The organism is Aphanothece hegewaldii CCALA 016 (assembly GCF_003007785.1).
Lineage (GTDB): Bacteria > Cyanobacteriota > Cyanobacteriia > Cyanobacteriales > Microcystaceae > Chroococcus > Chroococcus hegewaldii.
Window position 1 is genome coordinate 152455 of record NZ_PXOH01000008.1, and the last position, 24552, is coordinate 177006.

Annotated in this window: 18 protein-coding genes; 15 read left to right on the forward strand and 3 right to left on the reverse strand. The window is 34.6% G+C overall.

Annotated features, from left to right (window positions below; genetic code table 11):
* The first annotated feature begins 14 nt into the window (after positions 1-14).
* Positions 15-536, forward strand: a complete 522-nt coding sequence (locus C7H19_RS10300; RefSeq protein WP_106456789.1) for a hypothetical protein — start codon at positions 15-17, stop codon at positions 534-536.
* A gap of 8 nt (positions 537-544) precedes the next feature.
* Positions 545-1612: a hypothetical protein gene (locus C7H19_RS10305; RefSeq protein WP_106456790.1), complete on the forward strand. Its 1068-nt coding sequence runs from the start codon at positions 545-547 to the stop codon at positions 1610-1612.
* Here C7H19_RS10305 and C7H19_RS10310 read toward each other — a convergent pair.
* Complete coding sequence (locus tag C7H19_RS10310; RefSeq protein ID WP_106456791.1) at positions 1604-1882, reverse strand: glutaredoxin family protein; 279 nt, start codon at positions 1880-1882, stop codon at positions 1604-1606. The genes C7H19_RS10305 and C7H19_RS10310 overlap by 9 nt on opposite strands.
* 1 nt (position 1883) lies before the next feature.
* Positions 1884-2486 carry a ribonuclease HI family protein gene (locus C7H19_RS10315; protein ID WP_106456792.1) on the reverse strand — a complete coding sequence of 201 codons (603 nt, stop codon included), beginning with the start codon at positions 2484-2486 and terminating at the stop codon, positions 1884-1886.
* Positions 2487-2596: 110 nt separating this feature from the next.
* Between C7H19_RS10315 and C7H19_RS10320 the strand changes: the two genes are divergently transcribed.
* The 5 genes from C7H19_RS10320 (at position 2597) to C7H19_RS10340 (ending at position 8045) form a co-directional block, all read left to right on the forward strand.
* Positions 2597-3469, forward strand: a complete 873-nt coding sequence (locus tag C7H19_RS10320; RefSeq protein WP_106456793.1) for an isocitrate lyase/PEP mutase family protein — start codon at positions 2597-2599, stop codon at positions 3467-3469.
* On the forward strand, positions 3466-4770 hold the full coding sequence (gene sbcD, locus C7H19_RS10325) for an exonuclease subunit SbcD (RefSeq protein WP_106456794.1): 1305 nt from the start codon (positions 3466-3468) through the stop codon (positions 4768-4770). Before C7H19_RS10320 ends, sbcD begins: the two co-directional genes overlap by 4 nt.
* Positions 4771-4857: 87 nt before the next feature.
* The gene (locus tag C7H19_RS10330) at positions 4858-6573 is read left to right on the forward strand and encodes a diflavin flavoprotein (protein WP_106456795.1); all 1716 of its coding nucleotides are present in this window, start codon (positions 4858-4860) and stop codon (positions 6571-6573) included.
* A gap of 155 nt (positions 6574-6728) precedes the next feature.
* Positions 6729-7373 carry a MotA/TolQ/ExbB proton channel family protein gene (locus tag C7H19_RS10335; RefSeq protein WP_181280576.1) on the forward strand — a complete coding sequence of 215 codons (645 nt, stop codon included), beginning with the start codon at positions 6729-6731 and terminating at the stop codon, positions 7371-7373.
* Between the two features lie 27 nt (positions 7374-7400).
* Positions 7401-8045 (forward strand): ExbD/TolR family protein, encoded by a 645-nt coding sequence (locus C7H19_RS10340; protein ID WP_106456797.1) that lies wholly within the window; start codon positions 7401-7403, stop codon positions 8043-8045.
* Between the two features lie 3 nt (positions 8046-8048).
* Here the strand turns inward: C7H19_RS10340 and C7H19_RS10345 are convergent, their stop codons facing one another.
* Positions 8049-8432, reverse strand: a complete 384-nt coding sequence (locus C7H19_RS10345; protein WP_106456798.1) for a hypothetical protein — start codon at positions 8430-8432, stop codon at positions 8049-8051.
* Positions 8433-8593: 161 nt separating this feature from the next.
* Between C7H19_RS10345 and C7H19_RS10350 the strand changes: the two genes are divergently transcribed.
* From C7H19_RS10350 to C7H19_RS10385, 8 genes are all read left to right on the forward strand, one after another.
* A complete protein-coding gene (locus C7H19_RS10350) occupies positions 8594-9754 on the forward strand; it encodes an extracellular solute-binding protein (RefSeq protein ID WP_106456799.1) in 1161 nt (386 codons plus the stop codon).
* A 344-nt stretch (positions 9755-10098) separates the two neighbouring features.
* On the forward strand, positions 10099-11139 hold the full coding sequence (locus C7H19_RS10355) for an SGNH/GDSL hydrolase family protein (protein WP_181280573.1): 1041 nt from the start codon (positions 10099-10101) through the stop codon (positions 11137-11139).
* Positions 11140-11558: 419 nt separating this feature from the next.
* Entirely contained in the window at positions 11559-13364 is a 1806-nt protein-coding gene (locus C7H19_RS10360) for a fatty acyl-AMP ligase (RefSeq protein ID WP_106456801.1), read from the forward strand.
* Between the two features lie 79 nt (positions 13365-13443).
* Positions 13444-14403 carry an acyl-CoA desaturase gene (locus tag C7H19_RS10365; protein WP_106456802.1) on the forward strand — a complete coding sequence of 320 codons (960 nt, stop codon included), beginning with the start codon at positions 13444-13446 and terminating at the stop codon, positions 14401-14403.
* Between the two features lie 37 nt (positions 14404-14440).
* On the forward strand, positions 14441-14719 hold the full coding sequence (locus C7H19_RS10370) for an acyl carrier protein (protein ID WP_106456815.1): 279 nt from the start codon (positions 14441-14443) through the stop codon (positions 14717-14719).
* Between the two features lie 45 nt (positions 14720-14764).
* Positions 14765-19390: a type I polyketide synthase gene (locus C7H19_RS10375; protein WP_106456803.1), complete on the forward strand. Its 4626-nt coding sequence runs from the start codon at positions 14765-14767 to the stop codon at positions 19388-19390.
* Positions 19387-23010: an HAD-IIIC family phosphatase gene (locus C7H19_RS10380; RefSeq protein ID WP_106456804.1), complete on the forward strand. Its 3624-nt coding sequence runs from the start codon at positions 19387-19389 to the stop codon at positions 23008-23010. The genes C7H19_RS10375 and C7H19_RS10380 overlap by 4 nt, the downstream gene beginning before the upstream one ends.
* Positions 23011-23021: 11 nt before the next feature.
* Positions 23022-24552: condensation domain-containing protein (locus C7H19_RS10385; RefSeq protein ID WP_245927436.1), on the forward strand; the 1531-nt coding region annotated here is incomplete at its 3' end.

Sequence of the window (24552 nt, forward strand, 5' to 3'; positions counted from 1 at the left end):
AATATCTTATAATTATGCTAATCAATTCTTATATTACTGAATCGATCAAACAAGAGCAAGACTTACAAATTCTTAGAGATATAGTTAAACCACTTCTTGGTCAAATTTGTTGGTCTATTGAAGTCAGTTACGGTGATGAACTAAATTTTCACATTGGAGAGCAAATCCCGTACACTAACAAAAAGTTAAAAAATTATAAAAGAGGATCATGGGTTTTTGGAACTAGAGGGACAGATTGGAAACTTATTTATCAAGATCAAGTTATTACAAGTTCTGTCTTAAATGTAGAAACTTTTGAAAAAAAAATTAAAGTTATCGAAGGAAGTAAAATCAGTAACTTTGATATTCATTACCCTAGTTTAGTTCTTACTATAACTTTTAGCAATAATTATCATTTAATTATTCTGCCAGATTTAGAAGATGATGACTCAGATGTAGCTTATTGGGAATTATTTACACCAGAGCATATGGTAATAGAAGTTAATCCTAAATTTACTTGGTCTTATCTTCCTTCAAATATTCCTATAATTAATTAATAAAACTCATGAAAGATGACAAACCTTCTTATAATGAAAAAACAGAACGCTTGAAAACTTGGGTACAAATAATTAAATCAATTACCCCTTATATTTGGTTAATTGTTATTTTAATTGTTTTTATTCCTTTACTTGGTCAATTTTTCATCACTCGTTCTATCTCTCAAAACTACCCTCAAAAAAGTCTTCCTAAAACAGAAATTGTTTCAATTACACCGCTAAAACAATCTAATTTAGATCAAGCTTTAATCGAAGCTTTACAGAGTGCAGAAATAACCGCTAGAAAGTCTGCAACACAAGAATTAGATGACTGGATTGATGAATTAACTAATCGAGTCGATACCAGTTTTTTACCTTGGTATTTTGATTATTTTAATCAAAAGAAAATTGAATTTACTGCACCGATAACTTGGATAAGTTCAGTAGTTACTCATCAGATAGATAATAATAGTCCTTCACCCAGTCAAGCAGTAGCAGAAAAATTAACACAAGACTTTCAAACTGAGTTTGCTAAACGGGTACTTCGTCCAAAAGTAGAACAACTAAAACTCGAACGAATGACGAAAGAAACTACACAAATTTATATTGATGAACTTAAAAATAATCTTGCTCAAGTACAAATTAAATATGCTATTCCACAAGTAGAATGGGAGCGATATTTAGATGATATTGGTGTTACGATTACTGATACTGAAGGAAATTTATCTAATCTGTCGATGAAATTATTAGTCGGTGGTAGTACTTATTTTTTAGCTAAAGCAATAGTCCCAGTAGCTGTTAAAATAGGTAGTAAAGTGATGGCGAAAGTTGCTGTTAAAGGAAGTGCAAAATTAGCCGCTAAAACAGGTGGTGCAGTTGCTGGAGAATTAGGTATATTGCCATTTCTTGATCCTATTGTTGGAGTGGGGATTATTATCTGGGATGTTTGGGATTATAATCATACAGTACAAGTCGAAAAACCTGTTTTACGAGAAGCTATTTTAGATTATTTGCAAGAAATTAAGATTTCTTTACTCGATGATAATATTCTTTCGGCAATTCATCAGATAGAAGAAAGTATCATTAAATCAATTTAAGATTAAATTCTTATTTAAAATATTTTCTACTTGTTCAACTGTTGCACGAGGAGAAGAGCGAGGCAATGTTTTTTCACCTTTAGATAATTTTTGGACTAATACAGGTACTTCATATTGATATGCTTCAAACCAATCTGAGTTAGTGGTAATATCTCTAATTTCTAAGTGCCATTCTTGAGTTTTGATATATTTAATCTGTTGTAATTTTTCTAGCAATCCTTCACAAAGATGACAACCTCTTTTACTATATAAAATCAAATAGATATTCATATTAATCTTTAGTATTTATTTCAATCACAATTCGCATCTTTCCATTATCTAATATTTCTGGCGACTCGACAATCATTCCAGCTTGTGTATTGTCTCTATTTTGTTGTTGACTAATAACAATTAAATCTCCTTGATTAAAAAGATTTGATGTAAATAAAACAGGATTTTGAGTAATCATAGATTGAGAAACTTTACCAATTGCTTGATCAATACATTCATTAACTGCGGTATCAGCTAAATGATTATCTTTACGAGGAATCCAACTAATATTAATTTTATTGAATTGTGAAATTAACCGCCGCGCCTTATTATATAATCCTTGTAAGTTCTCACTTTTGACTTTCCATAATCCATTCACTTGATTAATAACTAATTGACTATCTCCTCTAACTTCTAATATTTTTATTCCGAGTTGTTGCGCTTTTTCTAAACCAATCACTAAACCTGTGTACTCCGCTTCATTATTAGTAGCATATTTCATGAAATCACTAACAATATAGGATTCTTTCTTTGGTAACTGAATAACTGCTGCACCTGCGGCGATTCCAGGATTTCCTCTAGAACCTCCATCAAAATAGAGTATAGGTGTTGTTTGTTTGTTCATTGATAAAATAAAATTTAACTAACTTTTTTGGTTTTTTTTCTCTAAAATGATAAAACAGTTAGAAAAAAACGACAATAATTCTCTCATCATCCCTCATAATTCCTAACTCAATGACAAAAGCTCCTCAACTACGTTTACTGCTCACTCAACCTAACATTCTAGTTCTTCCTGGTGTCTATGACTGTATCAGTGCTAAACTCGCTCTTCAAGTAGGATTTGAAGCAATTTTTACCAGTGGTTTTGGCATTGCCGCTTCAACATTAGGAGTTCCTGATTATGGGTTGCTAAGTGCAAGTGAAACACTGTATACTATCAGTAAAATGGCGCAAGCTGTGAGCATTCCCATCATTGCCGATTTAGATACAGGTTATGGCAACCCGCTAAATGTAATCCGAACGGTAAAGGATGCGGTACAACAAGGAATATCGGGAATTATATTAGAAGATCAAGTTTTTCCCAAAAAATGCGGACATTTTGAAGGAAAACAGGTTATTAGCGCAGCCGAACACATCGAAAAAATTAAAGCGGCTCGCTATGCTAGTAAAAATGAAAATCTAATTATTGTAGCGAGAACTGATGCTTATACTTCATTGGGTTTAACTGAGGCTATTGCTAGAGGAAAAGCTTACGCCGAAGCGGGTGCAGATATAATCTTTATTGAAGCACCTCAATCAGTAGATGATTTAAAAGCGTGCGCACAAGCATTACCCAACATTCCTTTACTGGCTAATATGATTGAAGGTGGCAAAACGCCGATTCTTTCCCATCAAGAATTACAAGAAATCGGTTTTAAAATAGTTGTCTATCCGCTTTCGGGTTTACTTGCAGCAACACAAGCCATTCTCACTTGTTTTGAGCATCTTAAAAAACAAGGAACAACAACAGGATTCTCAAATAACTTATCTTTTACCGACTTCAAACAAATTATCGAAGTCGAAAAATATCAACAACTTGAAAAACAATTTTCACACGACAAACAATGATTAAAATACTTCATCTTTCAGATATTCATATGGGTAGTGGTTTTTCTCATGGAAAACATAACCCCAAAACTCTTTTAAATACACGTTTAGAGGATTTTGTCAATAGTTTAAGCCTTTGTATTGATCAAGCGATCTCGGAACCCGTAGATCTCGTGTTATTTGGTGGTGATGCTTTTCCTGATGCTACTCCTGCACCCTATATTCACGAAGCTTTTGCGAGTCAATTTCGTCGTCTAGCGGATGCGAATATACCAACTGTTTTATTAGTAGGAAATCATGATCAATATTCCCAGGGAAATGGCGGTGCAAGTCTTTGTATTTATCGTACTTTAGCTGTGCCTGGTTTTATCGTTGGCGATAGTCTTAAAACCCATCATATTAACACTCCTAACGGTGATATCCAAGTTCTGACGCTTCCTTGGTTAACGAGATCAAACTTATTAACAAATTCTAAAACAGAAGGACTATCATTAGCCGAAACTCACGACTTATTAATATCAACATTAGAACCGATTTTAGAATCCGAAATACGTCAACTTGATCCGACGCTTCCCACTATTTTATTAGCCCATGTTATGGCTGATCGCGCTAATTTAGGTGCAGAACGTTTTTTAGCAGTTGGGAAAGGATTTACTGTTCCTATTGCCTTATTAAATCGTCCCGAATTTGAATACGTTGCTTTGGGTCATGTTCACAAACATCAAAACTTAAATTTATCGAATGATCCGCCAATCGTTTATCCAGGAAGTATCGATCGCGTTGATTTTAGTGAAGAAAAAGAAGAAAAAGGCTATGTAATCATCAACGTAGAAAAAGGTTCAGTCAATTGGGAATTTTGCCCCTTACCAGTGAGAAATTTTTGTACAATTGAGGTGGATGCTTGTAATAAAGACAATCCTCAAGAAGTCATTCTAAAAGCCATCGAAAAAAAAGACATCAATGAAGCCGTTATTAGACTGATTTATAAAATTCGTTCTGAACAAATCGAACTAATTGATATGAGTGAAATTCATCAAGCCTTAAAACCAGCACATACTTATAGTATTCGGACTGAATTAATTAGTCAATTAGCTCGTCCTCGTCTCCCAGAATTAGGACATAACAATAATTTAGATCCCTTAGAAGCTTTAAAAACCTATCTCAATAATCGTGAAGATTTAAGAGAGTTAGTCCCAGATATGCTCGAAGCGGCACAAAATTTACTCAATCGTCCCGATGAAAATTGGATTGATGTAGAAGATGAGGAAAAAGAGCCCGTTTCTTCTCCTAATTTACCCAAAACACAATTAAGATTATTATAATTTTTGAAAAGAAAAATCCTTCTAATCGAAACGGTCACCTTTTGCGTTAATCTGTAAAAGAATCGTTTATCTAAGTGCGAAATCAACATGAAACCCAGAGATGTACAAGTTTCTCCCATCGCCCTTTATACCCTCGTACTTCGTTCTCGGACTTGGGATAGACTAAAATTTGAAATCGAATACGGACTACAAAAAGGAACTACCGCTAATAGCTACCTTATTCAAGATGAAAAAGTTGTTTTATTAGATCCGCCTGGAGAATCTTTTACATCGATTTTTCTCAATGCTTTAAAAGAACGAATCGACCCAAAAACCATAGATTACGTCATTTTAGGACACGTTAACCCCAATCGTGGCGTAACTCTCAAAGCATTATTAGAAATTGCTCCGCAAATTACCTTTATTTGTTCCAATTTAGGCTCAATTTCTCTCAGTAAAATTTTAGAAGAAATTCCTTTAAAGATTCAAGTCGTTAAAGGTGAAGAAATCATAGAAATCGGCAAAGATCATCAACTCGAATTTATTCCCACTCCTAACCCGCGTTTTCCAGATGAACTCTGTACCTTTGATAGAAAAACACAAGTTTTATATACCGATAAACTTTTTGGGGCGCATTTTTGTGGTGATCAAGTATTAGATGAAGGTTGGAAAATCTATAACGAAGATCGACGCTATTACTTTGACTGTTTACTCGCGCCCTATGCAAAACAAGTAACAACCGCTTTAGAAAAATTAAGCGATAAACCCGCTAAAATTTATGCTACAGGACATGGACCACTGGTACGTTATGGTTTAGCAGAATTAACCTTATCTTATCAAGAATGGTTAAATACTCAGAAATCTCAAGAATTTTCCGTCGCTTTGATTTACGCTTCGGCATACGGGAATACTGCTACTTTAGCACAAGCGATCGCACGAGGAATCACTAAAGCAGGAGTCGCCGTCGAATCAATTAACGCTGAATCTGCTGATCCTGATGAAATTAAAACCGTCGTACAAAAAGCAGATGGCTTTATTTTTGGTTCACCCACTCTCGCTGGGCACGCCCCCACGCAAATTCAAACTGCTTTAGGCATTACTTTAGCCAACGCTGATAAAAATAAACTAGCGGGGGTTTTTGGTTCTTTTGGTTGGAGTGGAGAAGCTATAGACTATTTAGAAAGTAAACTCAAAGATGGGGGCTATCGTTTAGGGTTTGAACCGATTCGGGCTAAATTTAAACCCACTGACGCAACTCTAAAAACCTGTGAAGAAGCGGGAACCGATTTTGCCCAAACGATTAAAAAAATGCAGAAAGCGCGTAAACCTAAAGCTTCTGTAAGTGAATCGCAGTCAGCGCGAACAGAACAAGCATTAGGGCGAATTGTTGGTTCATTATGCGTCGTTACCACTCACCAAGGAGAATTAGGCGGGGCTATGTTAGCCTCTTGGGTATCGCAAGCAACCTTTAACCCACCAGGTTTAACCATTGCCGTCGCCAAAGAACGGGCAATCGAATCTTTACTCTACAGTGGCAATACATTTGTTCTAAATATTTTAGAAGAAGGCAAACATTTAGGTTTAATGAAACATTTCTTAAAACCGTTTAGCCCAGGAGAAGAACGATTTGGCGATTTAGCCGTAGAAATAGCAGAAAATGGTTCACCCATCCTCAAAGATGCCTTAGCTTATGTGGAATGTCGCGTCGATAGTCGAATGGAATGCGGTGATCATTGGGTAGTTTATGCGATCGCCCAAAAAGGAAAAGTACAACGTGATGGTTTAACCGCCGTTCATCATCGTAAGTCTGGTAGTCATTATTAATATTAAGATGTTGGACTTGGTATACTGGTAAGCTAAACGTGAACTTTTATTTATCTAAAGTCATCTATTTAAAAGCAATTAGGATTACCAAAGAACAACGGAGGTAGACAGTAACAGTGAATTTACCCGAACTTATTACTAAAGGTGGCCCAGCAATGTGGCCGTTAATTTTTCTTTCTATTCTTGCGTTGAGTACCATTATTGAACGTATTTGGTTTTGGACACAAACCCTACTCAATGAAGGAAAAATTTTGACACAAATTCTGGAAACTGCGTCGCGTAACTGGGAAATTGCCGCAAAAGTAGCCAGAGATTATCGAGAACATCCGATCGCTAAATTTCTCTACGCGCCTCTAAAATTAAATAATCCTGAACCAGAAGTCTTTCACTTTGCCTTAGAATCTGCCGCCGATGATGCTTTATCCGCGATGAGACGGGGTGATAAAATTTTAGAAGCCGTGATCGCACTTTCTCCCTTACTGGGTTTACTCGGAACAGTATTAGGATTAATTCGCTCTCTGGCTAATATTCAAATTAGCGATTTAGGGACTTCTTCGACGACAGGAGTAACTCTAGGGATCAGTGAATCTTTAATTTCTACAGCAACAGGATTAATTGTCGCTATTGTTAGTTTAGCGTTTTATCGTTTATTTCAGGCTCTCTGGTTTAATCAAGTACGCATTTTTCGTAAAGCAGGGGGTGAATTAGAAGTTATTTATCGTCAAAAATGGATGGATTTAGATGATAGCCGTTATGCTTTGCGGAGTAACCGAGATCCACTCGAACAAAGAGAACTTTAAATATTTGTAGCGTAGAAAATATTTTTTATGTCGAATTCAACTCGTCAAGTTAAAACGTCTTTTTCACCCCGTCCTCTCAAACTTTGGCAGGACGAACACTCTCACCAAGGAGAAGTTAGGATAGAAATTATACCACTGATTGACGTTATTTTTTGTATTTTAACATTCTTTATATTAGGGGCGGTGGGTTTGTCTCGTCAGCAAGCTATTAGTTTAGATTTACCGAAAGCCAGTACAGGAACGCCCCAAATGCGAGAAATGCTTGTGGTTAGCTTGGATGATTTTGGACAAGTTTATGTTGAACAACAACTGGTGACGCGAAATCAACTTTATGAAGCCATCAAAAACTATCATCAGTTTAATCCTAATGGCTTGATGGTACTCAATGCCTCCAGAACAGCGAGTTACAATGAAGTCATTCAGGTGTTAGATATGCTTAGACAAATCGGTGGCGATCGCGTAGCTTTAGCGACGTTACCAGGCGAAGGGAAACCCCCCGAAGGATTAACCCCTTATACAAATCCAACTACTCCAAGCTTAAACAATTGGCAACAGCCACTTCCATCTACACCAAATCCTTCTTTAAATCCTTCAGTGCCTTCCGTACCTAATCTGCCTCCAACTTTAGACAATACTCCTCAAACAACACAAAAGGCACAACCCGGAAATTAGATTTTAAGAATGGATTCGATAGGATAATAACTGTTCTTCTAAAGCAGCGATTCGATTATAAGCCGCCGTTAACTGGGCTGTTAATCTCCTAATTTGAATATCAGACGACCAATTTGGGTCATTTGAGCCATTGGTCATGTTACCCTTGTGAGAATCGTCTTGAATAATATCTTTGTGTTCCATCATTGAGAGGGAATATGAACCATTGTTAGAGGTATCAGAAATCATGAGCGGTTCTAAATCTTGGCGATGTAGCTGCTTTTCAGTAGAAGAAAGCTGTTTTGCAGAAATTAGAGCCGTAATTTGATAACTCATTCGTTCAACAATGTCATGCAATTGATCGACTTTTCGGTTAAGATTGACAATTTGTTGTTGCGTCCCATCCATAGTTAAACCTGACTATAAAAGTTATTTTTTCCATGCTAGGCTTAAATTATAAAATCTTCTAACAAATCCTGATTCATTTAACGATTCCATCAATAGTCTTAATTAAGATTTAATATTTCGCCGTCACATAAAGATTTTTCATCGCTTTCTCTACCCTCTCTATGCTAACTCGTCGTTCTTTTTTATTGGGTTCTGGAACATTAACACTCTTCGCATTGAATTCGGGTTGTAATCCGACAACATCATCATTGCGCGTTTCACTCCTACAAGGGTCAATTCCACCACAACTTATTCAGCAATTCCGTCAGAAGATTGCTCAAGACAACAAAATTGTCATTAAACCAGAAGCTCAATTAAAAGATATTTTAACGCTCTTACAAAAGTGGCAAAAATCTGTTAATAAACCCGCCGACTCTTCGGAATGGCAAATGCCTTTAATTAATTCAGGGAAATCCCCCGTTGATGATTTAGTCACACTCGGTGATGCTTGGTTAGAAATCGCCATATCAGAAAAACTTATTCAACCTTTATCACTCAAACAACTATCGGGTTGGAAAAATTTACCCCCTAGCTTCGCGGAAATTGTCCAACGAGACACAAAGGGAAAAGTTAGCTTAACTGGGCAAATTTGGGGCGCTCCTTATCGTTGGGGAACAACTTTAATCGCCTATCGCCAAGATAAATTTAAAACTTTGGGATGGGAACCGCAAGACTGGTCAGATTTATGGCGACCTGAGTTAAAAGGGCGTATTTCAATGGTCGATCAACCCAGAGAAATTATCGGATTAACGCTTAAAAAAATGGGATATTCTTATAATACGACGAATTTAGACAATATTCCTCAATTAAGTTCAGAATTAAAGAGTTTGCAGCAACAGGTTAAGTATTATAGTTCTAATCATTATTTACAGCCCTTAATACTTGGCGATACATGGTTAGCAGTGGGTTGGTCTAATGATATTCTGTCCAGTTTATCGAACAATCGTAATCTTAAAGCCATTGTTCCTCTATCGGGGACATCTTTATGGGCTGATTTATGGGTTAAACCGGCGATGGTCAATCGTGATGATACATCAGTTATAGAGCAGTGGATTGATTTTTGCTGGCAAACCCAACCCGCTTATTTAATTTCTTTGTTTACTAAAGGTATATCTCCTGTAATATTAACCCAATCATCCGAGAAATTACCTAAAGAGCTTCAAGAAAACTCTCTTTTAATTGTTAATAAGAGCATTCTCGAAAAAAGTGAGTTTATCCTACCTCTAGCTGCCGAATTAGCGCAAAAATATCAAGATTTATGGCAGGAGATGCGTCTCTCTTGAGCCGTGTATCAGTTCCCCTAAAGATTTTGTCATTTCAGTAATTATACCCGATTAAAAATTGCAATAAAAGTTAATAATATATCCGCGATATTTAAGGATTAAGTTGAAAAAAAATTACAGAATTAGCTCTTGTATTGACTGAGTAGCTCAATCAAGAGTTATACTTTAAAGGTGACAAATAAATAAAAATAATATACCAAGTCCGCCATCAAGTATGGAGGTATCGCTCTGTATTTTATTAAATAAAATAATCGGATTAACCATATTTGGTTTTCTCAAAATTTGCATAAGAACATAATTTGAATGAAATCCTTTTAGATTTTTTCTATAATAGGAGAAAAAAAGTGAAAAAAATTAGTAAAAATTTAAAAAAATTTATTTTTAGTGTAGCTCTTGGTCAATTGTTTTTAAGCAGTTTGCCAGCCGAAGCAAGTCAACTGGTTAAAGCTAATTCGATTTCCCAATTATTTGTATTTGGGGATAGTTTGGTAGATGATGGGAATCTTTATGATCTAACAAATGGCGAGTCTCCACCGTCATCTTTAGGATATTTTAATGGGCGTTTTTCAAATGGTAAAGTTTTTGTTGAAAATCTCCCAGAAGATTTAAAAAATAATGGTTTTGGACAGGCAACCTTAGAGTACAACTCGGCTAATAATTATGCGATCGCTGGTTCAGGCATTAATTATAATTATTTTTTAGAAAATTCGATGGGATTAGACTATCAAATTAATAGTTTTTTATCGGCTCAGTTTTCTCCATCTTCACAAGCTTTAGGCATCTTCTCTACTCCATCCATTGATCCAGATGCTCTATACCTAATTGCCGTGGGTTCTAACGATTATTATCCCGATGAAGACGGCAATTTGTCATTCGATGTTGAAACAGTGGTTGGCAAGATCACTGAAAGTATTACTCAACTTGCTAATGCCGGGGCTAAAAATTTTGCTATAGCTGGCATTCCTGATCTTACCATAGCACCTGCTCTAAATGGCATTAGTGAAGACGAAAAAGAATTTCTTAAAAATCTTTCTCGACAACATAATCTTACTTTGCAAATCGCTTTAGACTCATTACAACAAGAACAAGAACTCGACATCACTTTTTTAGATTTTAATAGATTCTTGAAAAAAAGCTTCAATAATTTTGCTAATATTCAGGATGCTTGTCTAAATTTAGCAACAGCTAATCAATGTAGTGACCCCAATGATTATTTATTTTGGGACGATATACATTTAACGAGCTACGCCCACACCATTTTAGCTCAACGCTCTGTAGAAGTTTATGGGGAAAGTAATAGTATATCTGTGCCAGAGCCACAAGCTGTTTTTGGCTTATTTGTTGTTGCTGGAGTGAGCCTACTGCTTCGGAACAAACCCAAATAAAATAAAACTACTTAGATTAGATAAAAATGTCATAAATTGCTGACATTTGATCAGTATAGTACGATCGCGCCCATCGCAACATCTTCCAAAGCGAGTTACATTTTGGGTGAAACTGTGCTATTTTATACTACTGTGGCTCATTCTCTACAAACGAGCCAGTGCAACTTAGTATTTGAATAAGTTATAAGTACTATCACGTATCCTAATATTTATAAGCTCGATTCGGCTAATCGACTTTTTAACATTTACTCTGTACTCTGTCAATGAACTAAATATACATTTCTTTATCTCTCTTTTGAGTGAATTGCTAACAAACAAAGCAACAACAAACTTTTTAGATTCGTTGGTCTTTTAAGAAATGAAATTTAGTTGCTTTTTTAGGACATTGAGTAAAACGCTTAAAGAGAAAAAAATTATTTATGTATCAACTAAAGCAAATTCCCAATCATCATCAAAGTGAAAGCCTAGTTGATTTATTAAGATCTAGAGCATTAAAGCAGCCGAATGCTATCGCCTACAAATTTTTGGGAGATGGCGAAAATATTACCCTAGAATTATCCTACAAAGAACTAGATCAAAAAGCTCGCTCTTTGGGTGCGCTATACCAAAACCTAGGGCTAACTGGTAAACGAGTCCTCTTAATGTATTCTCCTGGTATTGATTTTGTTAGTGCTTTTCTTGGCTGTCTTTATGCTGGTGTAGTCGCTGTTCCTGCTTATCCACCGCGTCGTAACCAATCTCTACAACGGTTAGAAGCAATTATTAACGACTGTCAAGCCGAAGATGTATTAACAACCAGTTCAGTCTTACAAAATATTGAACACAACTTAGAACAACATCCACAACTAAACTCTTTAAGATGGTTAGCAACTGACAAATTAGTCAACCGTCTTACAACAACTTGGCAACCTTCCCCCATTAATAAAGATTCCTTAGCCTTTCTTCAGTATACATCTGGTTCAACTGGAAGCCCCAAAGGAGTCATGTTAACTCATGGCAACCTTATTCATAATCTATCCCTCATTCATCAAAATTTTGGACACAACGCTAATAGTCAAGGTGTCATCTGGCTACCTCCATATCACGACATGGGATTAATTGGTGGTGTACTGCAACCTCTTTATGGCGGTTTTCCAGTCGCTTTGATGTCTCCCGTTGATTTCCTGCAAAAACCAGTTCGCTGGTTAGAAGCCATTTCTCGTTATGGTGGTACAACAAGCGGCGGGCCAAACTTTGCTTATGATTTATGCGTACGCAAAGTCACTCCAGAACAAATGGCTAATTTAGATTTGAGTAGTTGGGAAGTGGCTTTTACTGGGGCTGAACCCATTAACCCTCAAACTTTAGAACAATTTACCGATAAGTTTGCCGAAGTCGGTTTTCGTCATGAAGCGTTTTACCCCTGCTATGGTATGGCTGAATCGACTTTGTTGGTCACAGGTGGTAATAAAAGTCAAGCCCCAATTTTAGAAACCGTAGAAGAAACCGCCTTAGCTAAAAATCAAGTGATTAGAAGCATCGCAACGGGAAAAGGAACTAAAACCTTAGTCGGTTGCGGTCGTGTTAAGGCTGATGGTAAAATAGCGATTGTTAATCCAAAAACCCTGACTCGGTGTTCGGCGAATCAAATTGGTGAAATTTGGGTTAGTAGTGAAAGCGTAGCTCAAGGATATTGGAAACAAGAGCAAAAAACCAAAGAAATATTTTACGCTAATTTAGCAACAGAAAAAGGAAATTTTCTGCGTACAGGCGACCTGGGATTTCTGCGCGAAGACGGTGAGTTATTCGTAACAGGACGGATGAAAAATGTCATCATTATTCGGGGACAGAATCACTATCCGCAAGATATCGAACAAACCGTATCACAAGCACATCCAGCTTTACGCGGCGGCTGTGGGGCAGCTTTTGGAGTAACAATTAATTCCTGTGAAAAATTAGTGATTGTCCATGAAGTTGAACGCACTTATCTTAAAAAAATTGACCCCAAAGAAGTCACTTGGGACATTAGACAAGCATTAACCGCACAACATGGTTTACAAGTACATGATATAGTTTTGTTAAAACCAGGTAGTATTCCTAAAACCTCTAGTGGCAAAATTCAACATTTTCTGTGTCGGGAAAAATTCCAGCAGGGAACATTTACCCCTATTGAAAAATCCGATCATAATGAGATAAGCAAAATATCTAAAGTTAAATCAACTTGGACACTAGCGCCAGCCATTTAAATTAAAAAAATAGTAATTTAAAGTTTAGGAATAAAAAATACTAATTAATATCAAAGCTAAATAGTTATAGTATTAATCAATGAACATTAATAATGTAGAGCCAGCTAAACAATCTGTGGTTGCTCATTATCAACCTAAAATAACGATTGATAGTAGCTCTCTTAGTACTTTATATCGTATTCATGCCTATGGAATTGTTGTTCTACCCATTATTGGCTTGATTACGGCTGTTCTTTTAGCGTTAAATTTTGGAATTAGTCCAATTGATTTTAGTCTTTTCCTAATTTTATGGCTTTTGTCTGGGTTAGGTATTGAAGTCGGATTTCACCGTTATCTGTCTCACCGTTCTTTTCAAACTTCTACACCAATACGAGTACTTTTAGCCATTTTCGGTTCGATGGCAGGGCAAGGACCCCCGATTTATTGGGTAGCAAACCATCGCCGACATCATCAATATAGTGATGTTATAGGGGATACACATTCACCTCATCTACATGGACAAGGTTTTTGGGGTCGCATACAGGGCTTGTGGTACGCTCATTTTGGGTGGATTTTTGATTTAGAACTGACAAATACTTATCTTTTTGCTAAAGATTTATTACGAGATGGAGCGATCGCCAAAGTTAATCAATATTATTATGTTTGGGTATTTTTAGGACTAGCTTTACCCGCCGTTGTCGGAGGAATATTAACTGGCAGCATAATAGGACTTTTTACGGGTTTCTTGTGGGGTGGATTAGTTCGGATGTTCGTTGTACATCAAACCACTTATGCGGTTAACTCGATTTGTCATCTGTATGGAAATCGTCCCTTTAAATCCTTAGACCAAAGTACGAATAATTTCTGGTTAGCGATTCCCACTTTGGGCGGATCATGGCACAATAATCATCATGCTTTTCCTGATTCGGCAATTAATGGGTTAAAGTGGTGGCAGGTAGATCTAAGTGGTTGGCTATTAAAAGCGATGAAAACACTGGGTTTAATTTGGGATGTCAAAACGATTAGCCTAGAACGAATCGAAGCCAAAAAAACTGCTTAGTTTGAGAAACTTGAGTTTATTTGTTTAATCAATGATTATGAGTTACTCCTCTTTAGAATCCACGAAGTCCCAAAAACGCCCTGAAGCATCAGTTATTCAAGATTGGCTGTCTTCTTATTTAGCCCAACTTTTAGAAATTGATTTACAAGAAATTGAGCCTCAGACCTCTTTTGAACGCTACGGACTTGATTCATCAGCGATGGTTGTTCTCAGTGGAGATTTGCAAGAATGGTTAGGGCAAAAACTTGACCCGACTTTGCTTTATGATTACCCAAACATCGAAACTTTAGCCCAATATTTAGCACAACAATCGTAAGAAAATTATTTTGCTCAAATCTCCTCGCATTTGTAAAGACTAACAATGACATTTATCGCTATTATTGGTATCGGTTGTCGCTTTCCTGATGCGGACAATCCGAAAGCGTTTTGGGAACTTTTGCACAACGGTAAAGATACCATTACCGATGTCCCGAAAAAGCGTTGGGATAGTCAACAATTTGATGATTTAATCTGTACAACAAAAAGTAATATTTGTCAAGGTGGATTTTTAGAAAATGTTGACCAATTTGAACCAGAATTCTTTCAAATCTCCCCAAGAGAAGCCGAACAGATTGACCCTCAACAAAGATTACTACTAGAAGTCACTTGGGAAGCCTTAGAAAATGCTGGTTTAGTCCCCTCACAACTCGCCTTAACCAAAACTGGAGTTTATATCGGAATTAGCCACAGAGACTATCTACGGCTCATTGAACAAGATATAACTCGCATTAATGCCCATAGCGGAACAGGAACAAGTTTTGCGATAGCTGCAAACCGTATATCTTATTTTTTCAATTTAAAAGGCCCTAGTATTGCCATCGATACCGCTTGCTCATCTTCTTTAGTCGCATTACATCAAGCTTGTCAGAGTCTTATTCTTCATGAATCCGATTTTTGTATCGCTGGTGGTGTTAACTTAATGTTATCACCTGAACCGACGATCGCATTTTCTCAAGCTAAAATGATGGCATCGGATGGACGGTGTAAAACCTTTGATGCGTCAGCCGATGGTTATGTACGGGGCGAAGGCTGTGGAGTCGTCATTCTCAAGCGTTTAGAGGATGCCCTAAAAGATGGAGACAATATTCAAGCCATTATTAGAGGAACAGCCATTAATCAAGATGGTTTAACCAATGGATTAACCGCACCCAATGGCTTATCACAACAAGCGGTGATTCGTCAAGCCCTACACAATGCCGACGTTTTACCATCACAAATTAGTTATGTCGAAACTCATGGCACAGGAACGGTATTAGGTGATCCTATTGAAATTAAAGCACTAAAAGCCGTATTAATGGAAGGGCGATCGCTTGATGAACCCTGTTGGTTTGGTTCAGTCAAAACCAATATCGGCCATTTAGAATCAGCCGCCGGTATCGCCAGCCTCATCAAAGTTATACTATCTCTACAACACCGAGAAATCCCCCCACATCTCCACTTAAAACAACTAAACCCCTATATTTCCTTAGAAAATACTCCCTTTGCTATCCCCACTCAACTGCAACCTTGGCACACTTCTCATCCGACGCTTTTCGCGGGAGTCAGTGCATTTGGTTTTGGTGGCACAAACGCTCATGTTATTCTTTCTGAAGCCCCAAAACAAACAACAGAACCAAAATTAACACGCCCTTGCCATTTATTTACCCTTTCGGCTAGAAGTGAACAAGCGCTACAAGATTTAGTAAAACGTTATATTAATTATTTAGCCGACGAACCGTCCATCAATTTAGCAAATCTTTGTTTTACTGTTAATACTGGACGCACTCACTTTAAGCATCGTTTAGCCGTTATTACTCAATCTATACAACAACTGCAACAACAGCTAGAAGCTTATTTAAAACAAGAAAAACCCCCAAGACTTTTTAAGGGAGATATTACAGGAAAAAAATTCCCTAAAATAGCCTTTCTTTTTACCGGACAAGGCTCACAATATATAGAAATGGGCAAACAATTGTATGAAACGAATACTATATTTAAACAAACATTTGACCAATGCGACGAGATTTTAAAACCCTATTTAGAACAATCTTTAAAAGAAATTTTATATACTTCTCCAAATAGTCATCTTTTAAATCAAACCTGTTATACTCAAAGCGCTTTATTTACCCTTGAATATGCTTTATTTCAAGTTTGGCAATCTTGGGGAATACAACCAACAGCCGTCATTGGACATAGTATAGGAGAATATGTAGCGGCTTGTATTGCAGGTGTATTCAGTTTAGAAGATGCCTTAAAATTGATTGCTCAACGTGCAAAATTAGTTCAAAAATTGCCGCAAAATGGCATAATGTTAGCGGTTGTTGCCGATGAAGCAACTGTTAGACAAATTATTGAACAACATTCATTTTCTCTTGATATAGCAGCCGTTAACAACCTCAAAAATACCGTTATTTCAGGGAAAAAAGAAGAAATAGAAGCAATACAAAAAGTTTTAGAAAATCAAGATATTATCAGCAAACCTTTAACCGTTTCTCATGCTTTTCATTCGCACTTAATGACACCCATTTTAGAAGAATTTGAACAAGTTGCTAGACAAGTAACCTACAATAAACCGAAAATTGCGTTAATTTCTAACTTAACGGGTAATTTTGCGACAGATGATATTACAACTTCTAATTATTGGTGCCGTCATTTACGAGAAACCGTTCGCTTTGCAGATAGTATAGAAATACTAGCAAAAGATTACGAAATTTTTATCGAAATTGGAGCCAAGCCTATTTTACTCGGTATGGGGCGACGATGCTTACCGACTCATGATGGCTTCTGGCTTCCTAGTTTACGCCCTGAACAAAACGACTGGCAACAATTATTAGAAAGTTTAACTATTTTATATACAAGAGGAATTTCAATTAACTGGAATAAAGTAAATCAAGATTATGCTTGTTGTCGACTTCCATTGCCTACATATCCTTTTCAAAGAAAACGATATTGGGTTGTAGAAGAAGACAGTGTAACTCATGTAAATCAATTAAATACTAAAACTTCCGATTCTCCTATTTCAAATCTAATTCAACAAGGAAAAACCGAACAAGTTTTATCATTAATTCAAAATAATCATCAATTTTCTACCGAAGAATTACAAGTTTTACCTAAGCTTCTTGAAATCTTAGCACAGCCACAACAACACATTAATCAATCGTTTTTAGAAGAATGGTTATATCAAATTCAATGGCGAGAAAAACCATTACACAATCATCAGTCACTAGCAACAGCAAAAACTTATGTAATTTTAGCTGATACCCAAGGAATAGGTGAAGAACTTGCTAAACACTTACAAGATAAAGGTAATACTTGTTTTTTAATTTATCCTGAACAAATCTATCAAAATTCTTTAAAAGCAAAATATAACTTTGACAGATTTTGGCAAAATATAACCGTAAAAGTAGATTATATTATTCATTTATGGAGTTTGGAAACAGCTTCTAATGAAAACCTTAACTCTGAGTTATTAACACAAGCACAAGTTTTCACCTGTCAAAGTCTTTTGTATCTTATCCAAACTTTACCTAATCAGCAATCACCTCAACTTTGGTTAGTAACAAAAGAAAGTGTATCGATTAATAATTCTATTCCTAATTTAGCGCAATCTTGTTTATGGGGAATGGGTAAAGTTATTGCTTGGGAATATCCCCAACTATGGCGAGGTATGATAGATTTAGAACCTAATTCTACATCTAATGTCATTCTGCAACTAATAGCAGAAATAGAATCAACTGAAGCAGAAAACGAAATAGCATTCCGAAAAGAAAAACGCTTTGTTTCTCGTCTGGTTAAAACTCAATATCCCCTTGCTAAAACGATTAGTCTTAAATCAGATAAGACTTATCTTATCACAGGTGGTTTAGGTGCATTAGGATTAGAAACCAGTCAATGGATGATTAAAAAAGGAGTACGTCATTTAGTTTTGATGGGAAGAAATAACCCAAGTACTGATGTAACAAAGCTTCTCTCTCAGTATCAGCAACAAGGAATAAATATTCAAGTTGTTTTAGGAGATGTATCTAAGTTAGAAGATGTATCTAAAGTTTTTGAGATGATTAAATTGTCGATGCCCCCATTAGCTGGTATTATTCATGCAGCAGGTGTATTAAATGATGGAATTTTATCCGAACAAAATTGGGACAAATTTCAGCGAGTCATGTTACCCAAAGTTCAAGGAACTTGGAATTTACATCAGTTAACGCAGGAAATGAATTTAGATTTCTTTGTGGTGTTTTCTTCTTTAGCTTCTGTCATCGGTTCTTCTGGACAAAGTAATTATGCAGCAGCTAATATATTTATGGATAATCTAATATCCTATCGTAATCTTTTGGGTTTACCTGGATTAAGTATTAACTGGGGATTATGGGATACAGTAGGAATGGCTGCAAGTTTAGCAAAAAATCAGCAACAACGTTTAGAGAAAACTGGAATTAAATCTATTTTACCTGAACAGGGATTGTGTATATTAGAACAGCTTTTAGGACAATTTTCGGGACAAATCGGCATATTTTCAATTAATTGGACAATTTTACAAAAACAAATACAGTCTAAATCTATTAATTCATTTTTATCCGAGTTATTGACTTTACCCGTTACAGAAAATTCCAATCAACCTATAAAACCAAGGACTATATTACAAACAATACAAGAAGCTAAAAAAGATGAAGTATATGCTATATTGTTAAAGTATTTTAGAGAAAAAGTATCAAGAATCCTAAAACTAGATGCTTTTCATATTAAAGATGATGACTCTTTAAATAGTCTTGGTTTTGATTCTCTAATGGCTATTGAACTTCGCAATTTAATTATCAAAGAATTTAATTTACAAATTGCCGTAGAAAATATTTTAGAAGGAATCACTTTAACTGAATTAACAGATTTAATAATTAAACAACTTACTTTAGCGCAATTTAAAGAAAGTCAGTTAGATGGAAATGATGAAGAAATGGAGGAAATAATTATATGAGTTTACAAGAATTACTTAATGAATTAGCCGAAAAAGGCGTACAGTTGAAAGTAGAAGAAAATAATTTACGAATTCGAGCGCCGAAAAATAGTTTATCAGAACATCATCGAAATCAGTTAAGTGAATATAAAGAAGAAATTATTCTGCTTTTGCAACTACAATCTTTCAAAGAAGAACCGATTAAACCCATTTCTAGAAATTTGCCTTTATATTTATCAGTAGAACAAGAAAGATTATGGTTAGCTAATCAAATTTCCTCTAACAATGCCGTTTATAATTTAGTACAAGCGATTCAAATAAAAGGGAAATTAAAAATTAGCTTGTTAGAAAAAAGTCTTAATAGGATTCTAGAACGTCACGAAGCTTTGCGAACTACTTTTGCTATTCAAGACAGCAACCTTATTCAAGTCATCAATGATTTTACTTGTAGCTTAAATATAGAAAATTGCCAAAGTAGCGAGATAAATATTATAGCTGATGAAGAAGCTCAGAAACCATTTGATTTAGAGGATTTAGATTTACCTTTATGGCGATTTAGATTATTAAAAACCGCAGAATCAGAATATATTTTAATATTTACTTTTCATCATTTGATAGGAGATATTTTATCAACCAGTATTTTAATTAAAGAATTAGCTGAAATTTATCAATCTTTTGTAGAGCAAAAAAAATTATCTTTACCTAATTTAACGATTCAATATGCCGATTTTGCATCTTGGCAAAGGCAAAAAATAGCCACCGAAGAAATACAACAAAAATTAAATTACTGGCAAAATGAATTTAAAGAAATTCCTCAACAATTAAAATTACCTTACGATTTTCCTAAATCTAATTTACAAGGAAAGCATCAAACCTTTAAATTATCTAAGGAAGATTGGTTAGCTTTAAAACAATTTAGTCAACAACAAAATGTTACACCTGCAATTATTCTTTTAACTGTTTTTGAAACACTTTTGTATAAGATTACACAACAAAAAGAGATTATTATCGGTTTTCCAACTTCAGGGCGTTTTCATTCTCAATTAGATTCTTTAATTGGTTTTTTTGCTTATCCTTTACCTTTTAAAATAAACTTATCTGATAGTCTAACTTTTCAAGATTTATTAAAGCAAGTTAGAGATAAAAATATAGAAATTGCTCAAAATCAAAATGTACCTTTTAGTCAAATAGTTGAAAAAATTAAGCCTCAATCAGGACTATTTCAGGTTTTGTTTAGTACATTTTTAGGAAATCAATTAAATACGATTAGACTTCCAGCAATAACATTTACTTTGCTACCAGAAGCGAGTCGTACACCTAGTGATTTAGATTTATTGTGGTCACTTTATGAAGTAGAAGAAGAATTACACGGTGTGATTGGTTATAATAAAAGCTTATTTGAATTAGCGACAATTCAAGAAGTTATTCAATCCTATTGTAATTTAATAAAACAATGTATAGAATTTCCTGAACGAAGTTTAAATAAATTTCAATTAAGTGAAAAACTAGAAGCAAAAACACAAAAAAATAATTTAGTTATTTCAGCTACTTTTACAGCAGAACCAATCATTAATACTCTTGAATTTTGGCTAGAAGAATTAAAATTATCTTATCAAATAGAATTTGCGCCCTATAACCAAGTTTTCCAGCAATTATTAAATACTGAAAGTTTGTTAAGAAAAAACCAAAACGGAATCAATTGTATTTTATTTCGCTTTGAAGATTGGCTAAGATTTGATATTAATCAAGATAATGAACAAGATAAACTCGAAAGAAACTTACAAGATTTTATCTTAGGTTTACAAGAAATATCACAGCATAATATTAATCCTCTGATTGTTTGTATTTGTCCATCTTCCTCTATAGAATCAAAAATTTTAGAAGAAAAATTTATAATAGAAAGTGAGACACTTCAGGGAATTAATTTTATTACATCTTCAGAAATTAATCAATTTTATCCCGTTAAAGATTATGAGAATTTACAAGGAAATGAATTAGGACATATTCCGTATACTACTAATTTTTTTATTGCTTTAGGAACGACAATTATTCGGAGAATTCATTCATTAAAACAGACACCCTATAAAGTTATTGCTTTAGATTGTGATAATACATTATGGCATGGAGTTTGTGGTGAGGATGGAGTCGAAAAAATTATTATTGATGAATCTTGTCGTCAGCTACAACACTTTATTATTGAACAGAAAAATAAAGGTATGTTGTTATGTTTATGTAGTAAAAATAATGAGGAAGATGTTAGAGAAGTTTTTGAAAAACGTTTAGATATGATTTTAAAGTGGACAGATTTTGTCGATGTTCAGATTAATTGGCAAGATAAGTCACGTAATTTGAAATTGTTGTCTGAAAAACTTAATTTAGGTATTGATAGCTTTATTTTTATTGATGATAATCCTGTACAATGTGCCGAAATAAAAGCTAATTATCCTGAAATATTAACCATAGAATTACCAGAAAATAGAGCAAATATATCTCAGTTTTTAAATCATATTTGGGCATTTGATAAACATCAAACAACGGTAGAAGATGCAAAAAGAACAAATTTTTATCAAAAAAATATAAAACGTCAGGAAGTGTTACAAAAATCTTTAACTTTAGGTAATTTTATAAATAGCTTAAATATTCAAGTCAAAATTTCTTATTTAGAAGATGAGCAGTTTTCTCGAATATATCAACTGATTCAAAGAACAAATCAATTTAAAACAACAACAATTAGACGTACTGAAAATGAAATACAAAACTTACTCAATTTAGGTTATACTTGTTTAACAGTGGATGTTAAAGACAGATTTGGTGATTATGGCTTAGTTGGAGCAATTATTTACCAAGATTTAGAAAACTTATTAAAAATCGATACTTTCTTGCTTAGTTGTCGAACATTAGGGCGAGGCGTTGAGTATCAAATGATGGTTGAATTAGGAAAAATTGCTTTAGCTAAAAATATAGAATGGATTGAAATTAATTATCAACAAACTGATAAAAATCAACCGATTTTAGACTTTTTACAGCGAATTGCTCAAAATTATCGAGACGGATATTGTTTTCGTTTTCCTGCTATTTATGCAAGTCAAATTATTTATAATCCTAATGCTGAAGTAGCAAAAGTATTAACTTCTGAAAAACCTAAATCTTATCAAAAAATTATTGCTAACTCAGATTTATATTCTAGAATTGCCACACAACTTGCATCGCCCAAACAAATCAATCAAAAAATGTTATCTTTATTTAAAAAGACTTATACAAAACAAAACTATGTTCCTCCCAGAAATAAAATCGAAACTTGTCTAGCGAAAATTTGGTCAGAACTTTTAAAAGTTGCACCCGTCGGAATTTATGATAATTTCTTTGAGTTGGGTGGTGATTCTATTTTGATGATTCAAGTTGTAGTACAAATGAAGAAAGCAGGATTAGATATTACTCCGATGCAACTTTTGGAAAATCAAACAATTGCTGAATTAGCTACAATTATTCAAATACCAGAATTAGCAGTTGTAGAACAAACTCAAAACACAAAAATAGATGATAATCAAGATTTAGATACAGAAAGTTACACACCGTCAGATTTTCCAGATGTAGATTTAACTCAAGAAGAATTAGACAATCTTTTATCTTCTTTAGAATAGGAGTAAAGATAATGATAGAGTCGCAACAAACCAATAAAAATAAAAATATTGAAACTATTTATCCGTTATCTTCTTTGCAACAAGGATTACTGTTTCATACTCTAATGTTTCCTGATTCAGGAATGTATATAGAACAATATAGTTGTATTTTAGAAGGACAATTAAATGTAGAAGCTTTTGACTATGCTTGGCAACAAGTTATACAACGTAATGCAGTTTTTAGAACTTTGTTTGCTTGGGAAAATCTGAAACAACCCATACAAGTTGTTTTAAAATCTGTAAACTTTTCAGTTCAGTATCAAGACTGGCAGAATTTATCTACTCAAGAACAATATATCAAACTACAAGCTTTTTTAAAATTTGATAAAACTCAATCATTTGATTGTAGTAAACCTCCTTTAATGCGTTGTACCTTAATACAAATAAAAGAGACAACTTATCATTTAATTTGGAGTTTTCATCATCTGTTGTGCGATGCTTGGTCAGTTTTTTTAATTTTTAAAGAAGTTTTTGATTATTATAATGCTTTTAATCAAGAACAGGAATTAATCTTAAAGCCAGCTATTCCGTACCGAAATTATATTACTTGGTTGCAACAACAAAATTTACAAGAAGCTGAAACATTTTGGCGAAATATTTTAAAAGACTTTACGACACCTACTAGATTATCAGTCAATAAATTTCATCAGCAAGATGCTGACACAAAACTAGAATATAAATCTCAATCTCTAACTCTTACTGTTGAAAAAACTCAAAAATTAATTACATTTGTTCGACAAAATCGCCTAACACTTAATACTTTAATTCAAGGTGCATGGAGTATTTTACTCAGTCGATATACTCAAGAATCAGATATCCTATTTGGAGTAACTGTATCGGGACGAGCGCCATCTTTGAAAGGTGTAGAGTCCATAATAGGATTATTCATTAACACTCTTCCTTTCCGAGTCAAAATAACACCCAATACTAGATTATTACCTTGGCTAAAACAATTACAAATATTACAGCTAGAAATAGAACAATATTCTTATAGTTCTTTGGTTGATATTCAAAAATGGAGTGACATTCCTCAAAGTCAATCCTTATTTGAAAGTATTTTAGTTTTTGAAAATGCTCCTATTGATACCTCGTTATTCAATCAAGAAAATGGCTTACGAATTAGAAAAATTCAAGGGATTAGCTGGACAAATTATCCTCTAACCCTAACTATTATTCCAAGCTCAGAATTAACGATTGATATTACTTATAATCAAAATAACTTTCAAGATGATATCATTTATCAAATGCTAGAACATCTAGAAACATTAGTGTTTGCAATGGTCGCGCATCCAGAAGAATTAATTATTGCATTACCAATTCTTACTCAAGCCGAACAAGAAAAAATCCTAAATGAATGGAATAAAAACAACATAGAATATCCCTGTGAGTGCATCCATCAATTATTTGAAAAGCAAGCGGAAAAAAACCCCGATGCTATTGCACTTGTCTACCAAAAGCAACAACTTACCTACTCACAACTAAACTCAAAAGCCAACCAACTCG

Excerpts from the sequence above, each read along its gene's own strand:
- C7H19_RS10300 (WP_106456789.1), top strand. The coding sequence starts at position 15 with ATGCTAATCAATTCTTATATTACTGAATCGATCAAACAAGAGCAAGAC.
- C7H19_RS10305 (WP_106456790.1), top strand. The coding sequence starts at position 545 with ATGAAAGATGACAAACCTTCTTATAATGAAAAAACAGAACGCTTGAAA.
- C7H19_RS10310 (WP_106456791.1), bottom strand. The coding sequence starts at position 1,882 with ATGAATATCTATTTGATTTTATATAGTAAAAGAGGTTGTCATCTTTGT.
- C7H19_RS10315 (WP_106456792.1), bottom strand. The coding sequence starts at position 2,486 with ATGAACAAACAAACAACACCTATACTCTATTTTGATGGAGGTTCTAGA.
- C7H19_RS10320 (WP_106456793.1), top strand. The coding sequence starts at position 2,597 with ATGACAAAAGCTCCTCAACTACGTTTACTGCTCACTCAACCTAACATT.
- sbcD (WP_106456794.1), top strand. The coding sequence starts at position 3,466 with ATGATTAAAATACTTCATCTTTCAGATATTCATATGGGTAGTGGTTTT.
- C7H19_RS10330 (WP_106456795.1), top strand. The coding sequence starts at position 4,858 with ATGAAACCCAGAGATGTACAAGTTTCTCCCATCGCCCTTTATACCCTC.
- C7H19_RS10335 (WP_181280576.1), top strand. The coding sequence starts at position 6,729 with ATGTGGCCGTTAATTTTTCTTTCTATTCTTGCGTTGAGTACCATTATT.
- C7H19_RS10340 (WP_106456797.1), top strand. The coding sequence starts at position 7,401 with ATGTCGAATTCAACTCGTCAAGTTAAAACGTCTTTTTCACCCCGTCCT.
- C7H19_RS10345 (WP_106456798.1), bottom strand. The coding sequence starts at position 8,432 with ATGGATGGGACGCAACAACAAATTGTCAATCTTAACCGAAAAGTCGAT.
- C7H19_RS10350 (WP_106456799.1), top strand. The coding sequence starts at position 8,594 with ATGCTAACTCGTCGTTCTTTTTTATTGGGTTCTGGAACATTAACACTC.
- C7H19_RS10360 (WP_106456801.1), top strand. The coding sequence starts at position 11,559 with ATGTATCAACTAAAGCAAATTCCCAATCATCATCAAAGTGAAAGCCTA.
- C7H19_RS10365 (WP_106456802.1), top strand. The coding sequence starts at position 13,444 with ATGAACATTAATAATGTAGAGCCAGCTAAACAATCTGTGGTTGCTCAT.
- C7H19_RS10370 (WP_106456815.1), top strand. The coding sequence starts at position 14,441 with ATGAGTTACTCCTCTTTAGAATCCACGAAGTCCCAAAAACGCCCTGAA.
- C7H19_RS10375 (WP_106456803.1), top strand. The coding sequence starts at position 14,765 with ATGACATTTATCGCTATTATTGGTATCGGTTGTCGCTTTCCTGATGCG.
- C7H19_RS10380 (WP_106456804.1), top strand. The coding sequence starts at position 19,387 with ATGAGTTTACAAGAATTACTTAATGAATTAGCCGAAAAAGGCGTACAG.